The following is a 15847-nucleotide window of genomic DNA, read 5'->3' on the forward strand; positions in this document are numbered from 1 at the left end:
GTAAAAACCAATAAAAAAGCGCTAAATTTATTAGCGCTTTTTGGAAGTAAGCATCCATGCTCGGGGGATTTCCAAAGTTTCGATTAGTAGTCGTACTCAGCGATATTGATGACTTGTAATGTTGCTGCATTACTAGCGTCGTCAGTAACCTGCATTATCATGCGTAAGTCTGTATCGCCGGATACATTAAGGTTAATATCTGCCCCTCCATTTGCAAGGGCTGAAGTATTACCAAATGTCCCTGTGTGCCACGTATAGTCCATACCAAAGTTTATGCTTGCCCAGCTTGCGTCAGCAATCTTAAACAAGGTATTAGACGTTGCTTTAAGGTCTAACCCATAGTAACCAGCACCATAGTAGGTGAAGCTGTATGGAGTACCCCAGTCGCCATTAAAGCCACGTAAATGCGCTGCAGTACCTGAGTAAGGTAGGGTTTCTTTGCTTACGGTCAATATTGGTGCTGCTGGGTTAGCTGCATCCACCTCAAATACATAGTCACCTGATTCTGTAATTGGTAAGGATATATTGTCATTGTCTGTGCTGCTTAGGGTTAGCGCTTGACCCAAAGTCACACTAGAACCTGTTGCACCGAAGTTAATTGTGCCCCAATCTTCCGATGCTAGTTTAAACATGTAGTTGTCATCACTAGATTCTAGATATATCGAGGTTACATATTTACCATTGCCAACATACAACATTGGATCTTCTGTATTCCAGCCGCCGTTCGCATTTACCGTTCCACGGATATAAGCGGTTGCTGCAAATTTAGGTTTATCAGCTGCAGGTTTAACTATAATGCTTGGTGCATTGCGGTCAGAGCCGTTTAAGATAAAGGTGTAAGTTCCGGCTTCCTCAATAGTTATTGCTACATTGTCGCCATTCGTTCGTAAAATATGAGATTGTCCAAGAGTTACATCAACTTGACCTATATCACCACCATCGCCAATATTTGGATATCCCCATCCAACAGGCGCCACTTTGAATTCATAACTACCAGCCTCAAGTGTTACATTTATTGCATAGCTTGAGTTGCCTACGAATGGGATTTTTGGTGCAACATTGGTTTCACCTTCTACCCCTGTTGGATGATCCCAACTGGTAACTGTACCAACTAAGTATAAATCAGTGGCCCCATAAGGCGGTACATCAGGGCGACCAACTGTTGCAAGCGCACTTAAACCAGCACCTTGAACACCATCTTGGTTTTTAACAAATACAGCGGTTGTTAACGCTGGTACAGTAAAATATCCGTTGTCTGCATCTGAGCTAAAGCTAGACGATGCAACTGTGTTATCTGCAGAGCCTTGTTGTACTGAATGTAGCTCAAAGTCAGTTGCAGTTGGAATCGTCATAGTTTGTTCAGACTGAGTTCCATTAAAGACAACAACCATTGCATCGTAATTGGCATCTAAGTCCGCTCTTAAGTTGTCGGTATTCGTTTGGTCACAGTTGCCTTCAAAGTCTTGGACTGCTAACAAACAACCAGCACCATCATCAATACTCATAACAATTACACCGTGAGTTTGACTAGCACCAACATTGTGGAACCCAACTCGGTCTTTAATTTGCTCAGCGGTATTTAAACGGAATAGTTTGCTACCAGAGCGGATTTTTAATAACTCTTTATATGCATCAGACGCGAAACTAATTTCACTATTGTCGACTTGAATATTTGAGTTTTGAAGTAATTCGACCGTTCTGTCGTAGTTAGTTACTTCAACAGGTAGTGACACACCCCAATTATTAGTTGTTTTGGTGAAATCAACTTTATTTAAATAATCGGTTGAGTTGTAAGTATTTCTGTCCATTGATTTTGAACGCAGTAGGTCAGAACCCATTTGCATAAATGGAATACCTTGGCTCAATAATGGGAATGAACCAGCTACCACATGGGCTCGTGCACGATCCCAAGCACTCCAGTCGTCACCTAATGAATACTGCAATTGATCCCATAAAGTTTCATTGTCGTGTTTATCTACATAGTTGATGGTATCTGCTGGATCTTGCGACTGACCCGGTTTGTTAAAGGTATTTGCTTCAGCAAATACACCACTGGCAGATTTAAAGGTGTAATCAGAAATGTTACCCGCTAAACCAATGCGAATGTTGTCTACATCATTGCCGTTGCCGCCTGAGGTAAACAATGCACCGTTACGTACGCCGTCACGTTGTACATCAGAGAAGGAACCAATAGACGTACCAGCCATAGTTGCCTGAGTGGCGCCTTGAGCTTGTACTGGGCCAAACGGCCAACCTTCGCCATAAAAGTAGGTGTCTGCATCAACGGCTGTTACTGCGTCTCTTGCATCCAACATAGCTTCTTTCATTACTAAGTTCATTAAGTCGAAGCGGAAAGCGTCAAACTTAAAGTTAACAGACCAAGACACTAAAGTATCAGTCATTAACTTAGCCGCCATTTTGTGTTCAGTCGCTGTATCTTGGCAGCATGAATCGCCTAAAACGTCACCAGTTTGAGTATTTAACCTTTGATAATATCCCGGGACGATTTTGTCTAACACAGAGTTGTCCCATAAACCAGAAGAGCTAGTGTGGTTGTAAACAACGTCTAACGAGGTACGTAAACCCATTTCATGTAACGCTTGCACCATGGCACGCATTTCAACTATGCGTGAAGTATCTTCTGGGTTAGTTGCATAACTACCTTCAGGTGCGTTAAATGCGTACGGGTCGTAGCCCCAATTAAAGCCATCTAAGTCCTTTATATCGTTCAACAATTGACGGCCACGTTCACTGGTAGGTGAGTAATTATCGAGCAAGTCGCGGATCACGACATTGTCTTGAGCAATTGAACAAATTTGTGCATTGGCATTAATTGCACATAAGTCACCAACTGTATCGTCTAGTTCGATACGATTTGCGGTATTTTCATCAATTGATGCAATATCGTTAGCTGGTAATACTTGGAAGTGGGTTAACCCAGCGTCAGCTAAAGATTTTAAGTGCTGAACTGGCGCTGAGTCGTTGTGTGTAAATGCAAGGTATTTACCTCTGTGTGCGGCAGGGGTAGATTCATCCATAATTGAAAAGTCGCGAATATGCCCTTCATAAACAACGGCATCTTCAGGGTTTTCAATTGTTGGGATTGTGTGTGTGTCCCAATTTTCTGGTTTTAAGTCAGCGTCGTTTAAGTCAACAAAACGCGCATAACGGCCATTTGTGGTTAAACTGATCGCGTATGGATCTATGACTTCATAGTTTTCAAAGTTATCGTTTAAGTGGTGATAAACGCTGATGTTGTAGCGGAATAGTTTTCGGTCTAAATCAGCTCGAGTGCCTGTGTATGACCAAATACCAGTGGTATCGTCAAAGGTCATTGCCATTTCACCAGTTGAGCTATAGTTACCACTGCTATCCATATCATTGTAAAGTTTTAACTTAACGTCAGATGCAGTTGGCGCCCATACCGAAGCTGTTACGTTATCACCATCGTAAACAATGCCTAAAGTTGCTTCATCGGCGTCGTTATCACCCATGGTATAAAGTGCGTCTAGTACACCTGCTGTTTGCACTAGGTTTCCTGTATATTGGTCACCATTGGCATCTAAAGCAACCGCCACAAGACGCGATTTGAGCATTTGTTTGGCAACTGCCTCGTCAATTGGCTCTGCTGTTTCAAAGGTGGTCATACCGCTGCGATACATAGCTCTGCTTTTTTGTTCGTCTGTTAAAGCATTTTCGCTACGAACAAATTCAACATAAGGTACGCCGCGGTAACCATCTCCAGGGAATAGTTTAGGTTGGGTTTGTGAGTAATATAAACGTATGCTTTGCGCTTTATCGTCATTTAACAATAAGACGTCGGTGTCAAACCAATGTGCTGCAAGCTCTGTGTTTATAGCTCGTAATCCATCAACTGGATCAGATGGTAAGCTGAAATATGGATCAACTGCAGCGCCAGTTTCTAAACTCGTTTCGCCAAGTTTTATATATGACAATTTATTTGGGTTTGTATCGCCCAAAAAGGCTTTCATATCACCATCTGGGTATTTGGTTGAGTCGCGGTGAATGATAAAGTTTGCACAGTCGTTATGGCCGTCAACTAGTTTAAACTTCCAGAATAAACCATAGTTATCGTCGTAACCTGTAGGCAAAATGCCGGTTGCCCAATCTGTTGCCCAATAAGTGTCTTGGGTCAAATCGTTACTGTCACCAGGTACTATGCTGTTTGGATCAAATGCATTACAGTTGGCGTTATTCCATGCATGGATAATAATTTGATTACCAGGATCGGATAAATCATCTGCCGATAAACCATCCATAGTAAAGAAGATAACAGCGTAACCATCCTCAGCGAGCGCTAAGTCAGTTTCTGGCGCTTGTTCGTGACGTCCTTTACCTTCACAGGCGTTTAAGATTGGATTAAAAGCCCCACCCAAACAGGCTTTTTCTACTATTTCACAGCTCTTTGCACCATTTTCATCTAATATTGCCGTACCAAAACTGTCTACTTTTATTGTGGATGGAGCTTGGCAAATCAACCCTGTATCTACATGGTTGATGTTGTCGACTTCATCCAGCCCTTTTTCGTTTGACACGTTACATCCTGCTAGTGCAGCACTAACCGTTGCTGCTACTAGAGATATCTGTATCTTTCTTTCTATCATGTGTTGTACTCCAGTGCTGAAACTCAGTTCGGAAAATCGCGCCCATTTTGGACATTGTGCATAGCTTACAAAAACACTGGTTAAGAAATGGTTAAGGAAAAATGTTTTTTTCTTAACCATTTCTTAACCACGGCTTAGTTATTATGCAATTAATCAAGAATCCATTTGCTTAATTTTCTTTAATGAGTGGGCAGGTGGAACACATTTTAATTCGACAATATAAAAAGAGTTTGAGGATAGATGCATATGAGCCAATTCAAACCAAGCTTGTTAACCTTAGCCTTGTTAACCAGTGGTATGACCATGACTTCTTTACATGCACAGGAAGTACAAGAAGCTGAAACGGACGTTGAGCAAGTAGAAGAGCAAGCAGAGACCGAAGTTATTCAGGTAACAGGTATGCGCCGCAGTTTAATTGAGTCGGTAAATATCAAACGATTCTCAGATACTATGGTGGATGCTGTTACTGCGGATGATTTAGGCTCGTTACCTGATTTATCCATTTCAGATGCATTATCTCGCTTAGCTGGGGTAACTGCCATTCGTAACGGTGGACAAGCGAGTGAACTAAATATTCGTGGTTTGTCTGGCCAATATGTATTTGCAACTTTAAATGGTCGTGAGCAAGTTTCAACAGCAGGGGGCCGCAGTGTTGAGTTTTCGCAGTTTCCTTCAGAGTTAATTACGACAGCTAAAGTGCATAAATCACAAAAAGCATCTCTGATTGAAGGTGGTGTTGCTGGTACGGTTGACTTAGAAACGGCAAATCCTTTGTCATTGACTGACGATACTAAAATGAATTTTAATCTTCAGTTAACTGGCAATTCACGTTCAGGCGATCACCCTGATGCAGAGTCTGTTGGTCATAGACTGAGCTTTTCATATCAAACTAAGTTTCTAGATGACACTTTGGGTTTAGCTGTTGGTGCGGCACGTTTATTCCAACCACGTGTATCAACTCAATTTGTTGGTTATGGTTACAGTTATGACCAAGTACGTTACGACGGTTTACAAGGTTTAAGCAATTGTGGCAGCCCAACTTCAGACCCTGACTGGCGTGAAAATGGTTGTTTTGCTTATAGCGGTGGTTTCGAAATGATGTCGCGTGGTGGTGAAGATGAGCGTAACGGTTTTATGACTGCGCTTGTATGGCAACCAACCGATGATTTTTCAATAAAAGCGGATGCATTTTACTCCACTTTTGAATCTCAAGCTTGGGATCGTGGTTTACAAGTACAAGGTTTAGGTGGGATTAATTCGACCAATCATTTGCGCACTATCGAAATGGAAAACCCAACTGTGGTTGGCAATGACGAAATTGGTTATTCGATTATTGGCGGTACTTACTACTCTTCATTAAATACACCTTTTGCAAGCTATGACGACCCTGCTAATCCCTGCAAAGCAACATCTGATGGGAAAATTCAAGCCCCTTGTGTTGATAATTTGTCTAATTCAGGGGTAAATCCATTACACATCACCAATATGGCCGATGATGCAACGACCAAAAGTGATACACTTACTTTAGGTTTAAATGCAACTTGGGTGATAGATAATTTAACTATTTCTGCTGACTGGTCACACTCAAAAGCGTCGGAAGACTCTTTTGACCGCACTGTTAGTTTAATTATGTTTGAAGACTCTGCGGTAGCGACGCCAAAAGTCGAAACAGACTTAGTGCTTGATTACCACATGAATGGCTTAAAAGTGCCAACTGTGAATATTACAAATAAAGCGGGTGAGACTGTAGATTTTACCGACACCAACAAAATGATGGTATCTAGCTATTCACAATTCCCTCGTTATGAAGAAAATCAAGCGGATGCTCTGCGCCTTGATTTAAAATATGAATTAGAAAATGACTATATTCGCTCGCTAGAAGCAGGTGTACGCGTTTCTGAGCGTAAACACTTGTTAGAGCGTGGTGTGTGGTCATACGGTGGCCCTGGTCATTTTGAAAATGGACAGCACTTAAATAAACGCTCTTGGGATGATATGCGTCAAGGCAATTATATTGTTTTTGAAGGTGGTCAAGAGGTGATGCGTTTTCAGCCATATCAGTTGAGCGCGGATGAAGTTAAAGTTGTGAATTTAGGTGGTGAGTTCTCATCGCTTCCATCATTTATTGCGATTGACAATGAAGCCATTGCAGATAAATGGTTGGTTGATAGCCAAGGCAACCCACTTGATCGCAGTGCGGTTGATGTATGGGCGGCTGATTGGACTATTACCAATGACAGAGAAATTAAAGAAGAAGTTAAATCAGCTTATGTCATGGCGAATATTGATACAACAGTTTTTGATTTACCATTAACCGGTAATATAGGTATTCGGTATGTAGATACTGCGCAAACAGCAATAGGCGTATCGTCTGCACCAACTTCTCGCCGCATTAAAACTGATGAAAATGGAGAGCCAATTATCGCCAGCGATGGTCAAGTAGCCATGGAAACCATAGATACAGGTGATGCGATTACCGATGATGTTGGTCGCACAGAGTCAACGCATTTGCATCGCGAAATTACCCATGAATTTGATAATTGGTTGCCGTCGTTAAACTTAAACTTGTCCTTAACCGATAATGATAATTTGAAGTTTGCAATTGCTAAAGTAATTGCTCGCCCGGACATGGCACAAATGGCGGTGAGTGGTAACTTTAACTACGAATATAATCGCGGCCGGGATGGTAAAGATGTAGTTCATATGGATATGAGTACCAGTCCATATTTAGAGCCATTCCAAGCAACACAGTGGGATATTGCGTATGAGCATTATTTCACTGAAACTGACGGTACTTTCTTCGTCGCTTACTTTAACAAAGAAATTCAGTCGTTTACGGATACTGTAACCATTTTTGATTTCCCATTTGCCGATGCTGGTATTGATCTACCTACATTCTCGGATAGTGGCCGTCCAGTTGAGCCTGGGGATTTAACTGTAACCGTGAACAATGATACCGGCGGGTATATCCGTGGTTATGAAATTGGTTATACCCAAACTTTCGACTTTTTACCTGAGCCGTTTAATGGTTTAGGTTTCTCTGGCAGTTATTCGCACACTGAAAGTGAAATTACCACTGTGGTCAATATTGGTAATGGCCAAGGTGATTTAGAAACACCAATTGAAGGTTTATCGCCAAGTATTTATAGCTTCACTTTGTTTTATAACTACGACAATAAGTTTGAAACTCACTTAAATGCTAAATATCGTGAATCGTACTTAGGCCGTCAGGTTGCTGTTGGTTCTGATCAATCGGCTTTCTTCGCTGAAGAAACCATTATTGATTATCAAGCTAAGTACAATATTAACGATAATATGAGTGTGATTTTCTCTATTAATAACTTAACCGACGAAGCGAATCGCTCGTATTTCGGTGATGAAAGCAAAACTGGTACGATCCAATACTTTGGTCGTAACTACTTCTTTGGTTTCAACTACAGTCTGTAATTCTCTGTTCTTTGTCATCCTTGGATAAGGATGTTTGACGCCAAGCCCATATACTTGTAGCCATGTATATGGGCTTTTTTGTTTGTTAAGTTTAACCCCAGAAATTTCCTATAGTGTACTGGAACTGGTATTGCTTGAATAATTAGGGCAGGGAAGGTCAAGCTGGTTGCAGTGATTCGGCGCTTTTTACATTGTGCAATATAGGGAAATTGCTAGAGCAATAACTTTTTTATTGCTGTATATTTTTTGTGTTATGTCTAGCTATGGTATTCCTAAAATTTAATCGAGATTATTCTTCTTATGCAAAGGTCGCAACACCAATGTATGATGGGGGTTGGGAGTTAGGGACAATGAACCAACCTCCGATTGCATGGATGCAATCGGCGAGCGACCACGGATGGCTAGAAGCGTTTGGTGAATTGACCCTAACTCTCAAGCCCACTTGCACCTATTTACCAGCGATTTCATTTTGTGAAATTTTGCTCACAACACACCAATTCAACTTGGTAACTACAGAGGTGCTATGATTGTTGTTTATTTATTCACCTAGTTGTTCTATATTTAACAAAGAAATTCGCACGATTTTAAGGTGAGTAGTATGGCGATTAATTCAATTCAATCTGGTTTAAATCAATCAATTTTGCAGCAAACATTTGCGCAAAATAAACCATCGTTAACCGCTAACTCAATCAACCTTGCTCAACAAAACCAAGCGCAAACAAAAGAAGAGTTACTCGCCGGCGTTGCTGCTCAGCAAATAGGTGTCACTGGTAACTTATTATCCGGCATAGGCAAGGGCGACCCTTTAACAGATAAGCTAGTATCTTTTTCCGTGCAAGCCAACACTGCGTTAGCGAATAGTAAATTACCAACAGATGTTGGTAATGTTGTTGGGCGCATTATCAACGAAACAGTTTAAGCTAGCTTTTAGTTACTCTGTTATCCCCCAAATCCAGATTACTGATTTCTATCTGTGCTTTGGAAAATTTTATCTGCTGAATTTGGTACAAAACCATCAAACTGTTGGCCATCTTCATCGCTAAAACGCTGAGCAAATTCGTAATAACAGGTAGGTATAGAATACATACCATCATTAAATGGCATTTTTTTCTGATACGCCAAAGTAGATGATTGCAGCAGCCTGTCTTGTTCAGAGCCCTTAATTTCACCGCCATGCACATTCAGTTTATAACCAAGGAGTTTTAGTGATTGATTGACTTGCTCTATATTTATACTGTCACCACCTTTGGTTTTTAAGCTATTAACCAAAATGGTAAAGTGATTGGCGTGAAAACCTAGCGCTGCCCACCAAGCCGCATATTCAGACACGTTTGCCAGCGCCAAATATTCATCATAGGTACACGACCACAAGCGGCCAGCATATAATAAACGTTCTGTTTTTAATTTATTCGCCGGAATTTGTGCCACTTTGTCGGTTAACAGCTTTTGCACCTTTGTTGGAAATTCATTCAAGATTAATTGTGAGATAAATATTTTTGGCCAACTCGTTTCTGTTGGGTGTTGGTAATATTTCGCTTTAAGCTTTTTTTCAGTGAAGTTATAGGTATCTTGTTCAACAAATCCATATTTTTCAAAAAACTGCGCGAGGACAAATATATTGATATCAGGGTGATCAAGTGTGCGCAGTGCAATATGGTCATTGACGACTTGTTGATTGGGCGACAACAAATCATGGATTTTATCCGCATCAGGGTTGAGGGCGACATAATCAACCCAGAGCTTGTGCATTAAATGAGGAAAGCTTGGACGTGCCATAACACCACCCATTGAGCATTATTTAATCTAGTCAGTATAGTCGGGGATTTGTAACTGCGCTATGTTGGGTATGCTGACACTGTGCTGCTATTTCAAAGCTCCATCTGCATCCACTGAGTTTGCTCTTGCGGTTGTCCATAATATTGCCATTGGTGTTTGCGGAAAAATCGCATGGCTAAATTGTTATTGATGTTTATTTTGCTTAAGAGCTGCTGCTTTTGTTGTTGTTTAAAATAGCCATACACGTGCTGCAATATCACCTCTGCAAAACCTGAACTACGATATTGGCGGCGTAAAAAGAGGTTGTTTAAATAATTCGAGTTCGCTTGGTTATCACTACTGTATTCAATTAAACCTATTACTTCATCGTGCCAATAAACCAGTTCAATATGATAATCCGCTTGGTTAATTTTTTGCGCCAAAGTTATTTTGTTACTAGCAGGACAAAAAGCTTCAACGTGTCCTTGATTGAGGAATTCAAGCTCGCGGTAAAACTCTAAACAAGTGTCTACTTGGTTGGCATCAACCGCAATATATTTAAGTTCGTTTTCTAATTGAGGGAGCAGTTGTTGAGCAACTGATTTGTGTGTAGATGGCTTGTGTGGGGGCATCATACCTTACTTCCTGTAGTCAAATTTAGTGTGTGTAAAAAATATAGTTGCTGAGTCTTACCCCCACAAGTAAGACCAGCAAAAAAATTTATTGATGTGCTAAAGGTAAAGCCGAATCAGCTTGCCTTAACAGGTTTAAACTTTCTTTGGCAAAACCTGTACCTATCTCTTTGTGGTAGTTAAATACAGTATGAGCGCCAGCTTTAACTAACAATTCGCTTTCGTCTGTGTATTGAGATATCGCCGCTATTTGCCCTTGGTAGTTACATAGTTTCAGCTGCATAATGACGTTTTTCATGTCGGCTAAAGACGGCAGTGCAAGCATTACTAACTGAACTTGATGTAAGTTTATTTGTTCCCAAAATTCGATATCTTCAGCATCCGCTAAAGCAACTTTCCTGTTGGCTAGGTTATGTTTATCAATGCGGTCGGAATCAGCATCTATCCCCCAGACTTTCTCACCAATTAATTCCGACAAAGCATCGTAACTACCACTACCGACACGTCCCATACCTACTATCAGTACTTCGGCTGAGGTTGGTAAATTAGGGCAGGTATTGTTGACCGTTGCATCGGCTTCATATTTAAGAATGTGCTTTTTATAGCGGCTAAAATATAAATGGGCATTTTTGAATACTAGGCTGCTAACGATAAAAGATAAGGTTACTGCGATAGCAATTGCAACTAACCAATCTGGCGCTAACCAGTTTTTCTCAACTGATATTTTCGCAACAATTAAACCAAATTCACTAAAGTTGGCTAGTGCCATAGCCGTCAAAAAGCTGGTACGTGCACGCAATTTTAGTTTCGCCAATATGTAGAAGAAAATAGCGAATTTAACTGGTATTAGCGCAACAAGTGTTATGGCTAACGCGAAGGTTTCCCATGTAGGCAGTGCGGTAAAACCGATAGAGATAAAAAAGCCAATTAAGAACAAATCTTTAAAGTTCATCAAAGATTTATATAACTCGTTGGATTTAACGTGTGAGCTTAATAGCATGCCAGCTATAAGTGCGCCTAAATCACCTTTTAAATCAACCGCATAAAAGAGTTCATAACCACCAAAGGCAAAGCAGAAACCAATTAAGGGCAATAACTCACCGTGACCAGCTTGGTCGAGTAATTTATTGAAGATTTTACGCGCTGGAATCAGTAGCACCAGCAACAATGCCCAAATGCTTGGTAATGCGCCTAAGGCCGCAACTAAAAAGATCACGGCAGCAAAGTCTTGAATAACTAAAATACCAATTGAAACTTTACCGTGGCGGGTTTTCAGCTCACCGGTTTCTTCGAGTATTTTTGCCACACAAACTGTACTTGAAAAGCTCAAGGCAAAACCTATTAATGCTGCGGTTTGCCATGAAATATCAAATAAAGCTGTGGTGGTAATAACCCCAAAAAATAGACTGCCGAGTGCTACAATAACTGTGGTGATCACCATAGGGTGGATCGCACCACCGAGCACAACTTTATCAGTCAGTTCTTTAACTTTTACTTTTAAGCCTATGGTAAAGAGTAGCAGGGTGATACCGAGATCTGCGAGGGTTTCCACGTTTTGCAAAGGCGAAATGCCATAAGCGTGCATAGCAAAACCTGCAATTAGATAGCCTATCATAGGTGGCAAACCTATTTGTTTTAACGCAAATCCAAAAACAAAAACGATGAGAATCCAATAAAAATCCATGCAGAAAACCCTGTAACCAAGTTAACACCTATCATAAAGGAAAGCTTGAACTGTGTTAAGCATGACTTTTAGTGGTTTTTCAAATAGCTGGATAAAGCAGGCCACTTGGCAGCAACCTGCTAATAGAGGAGTTAAGGCGTACGAATATCTTCAACTAACTGAGCAATTTCAGCTGGTGGCTCTGCAGTTGTGCGTGCAACCACATTAGCTACAGTAAAGTTGATTAATGCGCCAATTGCACCAAAAGCTTCCGGTGAAATACCTAACCACCAATTATCAGGGGTATTAGCAAATAATTCTGTACCTTGCACAAAGAAGAAACCTTTGTACGCGAAGATATATAATAATGTAGTCAACAAACCAGCTAACATACCTGCAATTGCACCATGGTTGTTAATGCGTTTGCTAAAGATTCCCATCATAAGCGCTGGAAAAATACTCGCGGCAGCTAAACCAAAGGCGAGGGCAACCACTTGAGCTGCAAAACCAGGTGGATTTATACCTAAATAACCAGCGATTAAAATTGCCCCTGCCATAGCCATGCGACCCGCGTTCAGTTCTGCTTTTTCTGAAATATCTGGTTTAAAGGTGCGTTTTAATAAATCATGCGAAATAGCTGAAGATATTGCCAATAATAAGCCAGCTGCAGTTGAAAGCGCTGCTGCAATACCGCCCGCTGCAACTAAGGCGATCACCCAATTTGGCAATTGCGCGATTTCTGGGTTAGCTAACACCATAATGTCGCGGTCAACTTTAGTTAACTCATTACCCTGCCAACCTTGTTCTGCTGCTTTGGCGGCAAAGTCTGGGTTTTTGTCATTGTAATATTGTATTTGGCCGTCGCCGTTTTTATCTTCAACTTGCAGTAAACCTGTATTTTCCCAAGTGCTAAACCATTGCGGTTTGTCGGTTACTTCAAGTGAGTTAACTTTTGCGGGTAAAGCTTGTTCTGTACCAGCGACTTCAGTCACTTCAGGCTGGACGGTTTTTAACACATTAAACATCGCCATAGCACCAACAGCAGGTGCTGTGGTGTATAAAATTGCGATAAATACCAACGCCCAACCTGCAGAGCTACGTGCTTCTTTAACACCGGGTACGGTAAAGAAGCGAATTATTACATGTGGTAAACCGGCTGTACCTATCATCAATGACATGGTGAGTAGAAACAAATTCATGTCAGAGCCTTTTTGCTCGGTAAATGCCGCAAAACCGAGATCTTTGAGGGTGGCATCCAGTTTATCGAGGAGATAAATTCCATCCCCGCTGGCCATTTCAGAGCCTAAGCCTAATTGTGGCAGTGGATTGCCAGTTAATTGCAGTGATATAAACACAGCTGGTACTGTGTAGGCGAAAATCAAAATCACATACTGGGCGATTTGGGTATAGGTAATGCCTTTCATGCCACCTAATACAGCGTAGACAAATACAATCGCCATACCCACCATTACGCCAGCTTCAAATTCGATTTCTAAGAAGCGGCTAAATGCAACACCAACGCCTTTCATTTGGCCGATTACATAGGTAATAGACGCGACTAGTAAACAAATGACAGCCACTATGCGTGCGCCATTAGAGTAAAATCTATCGCCAATAAATTCAGGTACAGTGAATTTGCCAAACTTTCGTAAATAAGGGGCAAGTAACAGCGCCAGTAAAACGTAGCCTCCAGTCCAGCCCATTAGGTAAGCGGATGCATCATAACCAATAAAGGCGATTAGTCCGGCCATAGAAATAAACGAAGCGGCTGACATCCAATCGGCTGCAGTTGCCATACCATTGGCTACAGGGTGAATGCCTTTACCTGCGACATAAAATTCGCCAGTGCTGCCAGCGCGGGCTAGTATGGCAATACCCATGTAGATTAAAAAGGTGCCGCCAACAACAAGGTAGATCATACTTTGTAAGTCCATTTTTATTCTCCTTGTTGGTATTTTTGGTCGAGTTTATTCATTTGTTTGGCGTAGAAAAATATCAAGCCGACAAAGGTGTAAATGGAACCTTGTTGGGCAAACCAAAAGCCTAGCGGGTAACCACCTAAACGCCATTGGTTAAAAAAGTCAGCCGCAAGTATGCCAGCGCCAAAAGACACAACAAACCAGACGGTAAGACAAATTGCTAAAAGTTTGAGGTTGGCTCGCCAATACTGTTGAGCCGGCTTGAGTGAGTTAGCCATGTTTTTCCCTAATTTTATAATGTTTATATTTTGTTTCCTAAAAGTTAGCATGTATTGATATTAGGTTAAATGGAAAAATGTCTACTGGTGGCATTTTATGTTCGTTTTTGACAGGCCCTAGCTTTGTTGCCAATCAAGCAATAGATTGGAGTTAATTCACTTATTTATCTGTTAACCTAGCTTTGTTATCTTAAACAGTATTTGTTAAACGCTTTTTATTGGGATAAAACGAATAATGAAATATAGTCAATTAGGCTCAAGTGGTCTGTCAGTATCACGCGTTTGTTTAGGCACTATGACTTGGGGCAATCAGAACACCCAAGAAGATGCAAATGAACAAATTGAATATGCATTAGCGCAAGGTATCAATTTTATTGATACAGCAGAGATGTATGCTGTACCTCCCAGCCCAGAAACTTATGGCGCAACAGAAACAATCATTGGTAATTGGATTAACGCGAATAAATCTCGCAGGGATGAATTTGTGTTAGCCAGTAAAATTGCCGGCAATGGCATTCCGTGGATACGTGATGGAGGGGATATTACTGGTGAAGCTGTCACTAAGGCAATTGATGCTTCATTGGGGCGTTTGCAAACAGATTGTATCGATTTATATCAATTGCATTGGCCAAACCGCACATCCCCGCATTTTGGTAAGCACATGCCAAACTTTATCTCTTTTACTGATGTGGATGCAGAGCAGCACACAGCGCAAATGCGCGAAATTTTGCAGGCTGCCGAGCAAGCGGTAAAAGCAGGGAAAATTCGTTATTTAGGGTTATCCGACGATACACCTTGGGGCATTAATCAGTTTGTGCAATTGAGTAAAGAATTCAACTTGCCACGTATCACGTCAATTCAAAATGAGTTTAGTTTGTTACATACCAAAGACTGGCCGTATTTAATTGAAAACTGTGTCCACCAAGATGTTGCTTATTTACCTTGGTCTCCGCTAGGTGGTGGTGTTTTAAGCGGTAAATATTTAAATGGTGCGAAACCTGAAGGTTCACGTTGGAGCCAGTCGCAACGCAATGGTTTGTTCCGCGATACTGAAAACACGCATAAAGCCGTTGCTGCATATAAACAAATTGCTGAACAACATGGCATGACAGCAAGTCAGTTAGCGTTGGCTTGGTGTGATCAGGTGGATGGTGTTACTTCTACTATTATTGGCGCTACTTCGATGGCCCAGTTGAAAGAAGATATAGATGCTTTTGCTATTGAGTTATCAGAAGAAGTTTTACAGCAAGTGGCTGAAGTTCAGCAACAATACCCAGCACCTTTTTAGGTGTTTCGAATCCGCTGTGCACTAGGTGGCATAGAAGCTCAAGTTGGTTGGGATATTTTTTGAAAAATCGCTGCAAGGCCATCCATGGCCCGCTCTCAAACGGTATCCCTACCGATTGGAAGTTTTTCAAAAAACACTCCCAACCAACTTTCACACATCAATTCAGCTGCTAAAAAGAAGTTTCTGCAAGAAGTTAAATTGTTCGGTAAAAGTAGGCTTAAATACGATTGGTTGGAAGGC

Annotated in this window: 9 protein-coding genes; 3 read left to right on the top strand and 6 right to left on the bottom strand. The window is 41.2% G+C overall.

The window, feature by feature from the left end; all coding sequences use genetic code 11:
- Positions 1-83: 83 nt before the first annotated feature.
- Positions 84-4625 carry an alpha-1,6-glucosidase domain-containing protein gene (locus tag WSC_RS21550; protein WP_169315449.1) on the bottom strand — a complete coding sequence of 1514 codons (4542 nt, stop codon included), beginning with the start codon at positions 4623-4625 and terminating at the stop codon, positions 84-86.
- A 246-nt stretch (positions 4626-4871) separates the two neighbouring features.
- Here WSC_RS21550 and WSC_RS0101110 point away from each other — a divergent pair, with 246 nt between their 5' ends.
- Positions 4872-8072, top strand: a complete 3201-nt coding sequence (locus tag WSC_RS0101110) for a TonB-dependent receptor (RefSeq protein ID WP_016954071.1) — start codon at positions 4872-4874, stop codon at positions 8070-8072.
- A gap of 598 nt (positions 8073-8670) precedes the next feature.
- Positions 8671-8991 carry a hypothetical protein gene (locus tag WSC_RS0101120; protein ID WP_016954073.1) on the top strand — a complete coding sequence of 107 codons (321 nt, stop codon included), beginning with the start codon at positions 8671-8673 and terminating at the stop codon, positions 8989-8991.
- Positions 8992-9029: 38 nt separating this feature from the next.
- Here WSC_RS0101120 and WSC_RS0101125 read toward each other — a convergent pair whose 3' ends face one another.
- The 5 genes from WSC_RS0101125 to WSC_RS0101145 form a co-directional block, all read right to left on the bottom strand.
- The gene (locus WSC_RS0101125; RefSeq protein WP_169315450.1) at positions 9030-9848 is read right to left on the bottom strand and encodes a DUF1338 domain-containing protein; all 819 of its coding nucleotides are present in this window, start codon (positions 9846-9848) and stop codon (positions 9030-9032) included.
- A gap of 92 nt (positions 9849-9940) precedes the next feature.
- A complete protein-coding gene (locus WSC_RS0101130; protein WP_016954075.1) occupies positions 9941-10462 on the bottom strand; it encodes a GNAT family N-acetyltransferase in 522 nt (173 codons plus the stop codon).
- A gap of 85 nt (positions 10463-10547) precedes the next feature.
- On the bottom strand, positions 10548-12143 hold the full coding sequence (locus WSC_RS0101135; protein ID WP_016954076.1) for a cation:proton antiporter family protein: 1596 nt from the start codon (positions 12141-12143) through the stop codon (positions 10548-10550).
- Between the two features lie 131 nt (positions 12144-12274).
- Positions 12275-14056 (bottom strand): sodium:solute symporter family protein, encoded by a 1782-nt coding sequence (locus WSC_RS0101140; protein ID WP_016954077.1) that lies wholly within the window; start codon positions 14054-14056, stop codon positions 12275-12277.
- A gap of 2 nt (positions 14057-14058) precedes the next feature.
- Positions 14059-14319: a DUF4212 domain-containing protein gene (locus WSC_RS0101145; protein WP_016954078.1), complete on the bottom strand. Its 261-nt coding sequence runs from the start codon at positions 14317-14319 to the stop codon at positions 14059-14061.
- Positions 14320-14554: 235 nt separating this feature from the next.
- Here WSC_RS0101145 and WSC_RS0101150 point away from each other — a divergent pair, with 235 nt between their 5' ends.
- Entirely contained in the window at positions 14555-15607 is a 1053-nt protein-coding gene (locus tag WSC_RS0101150) for an aldo/keto reductase (protein ID WP_016954079.1), read from the top strand.
- Positions 15608-15847: the final 240 nt, after the last annotated feature.

The organism is Catenovulum agarivorans YM01 (assembly GCF_000281085.1).
Classification (GTDB): Bacteria; Pseudomonadota; Gammaproteobacteria; order Enterobacterales; family Alteromonadaceae; genus Catenovulum; species Catenovulum agarivorans.

Excerpts from the sequence above, each read along its gene's own strand:
- WSC_RS21550 (WP_169315449.1), bottom strand. The coding sequence starts at position 4,625 with ATGATAGAAAGAAAGATACAGATATCTCTAGTAGCAGCAACGGTTAGT.
- WSC_RS0101130 (WP_016954075.1), bottom strand. The coding sequence starts at position 10,462 with ATGATGCCCCCACACAAGCCATCTACACACAAATCAGTTGCTCAACAA.
- WSC_RS0101110 (WP_016954071.1), top strand. The coding sequence starts at position 4,872 with ATGAGCCAATTCAAACCAAGCTTGTTAACCTTAGCCTTGTTAACCAGT.
- WSC_RS0101140 (WP_016954077.1), bottom strand. The coding sequence starts at position 14,056 with ATGGACTTACAAAGTATGATCTACCTTGTTGTTGGCGGCACCTTTTTA.
- WSC_RS0101125 (WP_169315450.1), bottom strand. The coding sequence starts at position 9,848 with ATGGCACGTCCAAGCTTTCCTCATTTAATGCACAAGCTCTGGGTTGAT.
- WSC_RS0101135 (WP_016954076.1), bottom strand. The coding sequence starts at position 12,143 with ATGGATTTTTATTGGATTCTCATCGTTTTTGTTTTTGGATTTGCGTTA.
- WSC_RS0101120 (WP_016954073.1), top strand. The coding sequence starts at position 8,671 with ATGGCGATTAATTCAATTCAATCTGGTTTAAATCAATCAATTTTGCAG.
- WSC_RS0101150 (WP_016954079.1), top strand. The coding sequence starts at position 14,555 with ATGAAATATAGTCAATTAGGCTCAAGTGGTCTGTCAGTATCACGCGTT.
- WSC_RS0101145 (WP_016954078.1), bottom strand. The coding sequence starts at position 14,319 with ATGGCTAACTCACTCAAGCCGGCTCAACAGTATTGGCGAGCCAACCTC.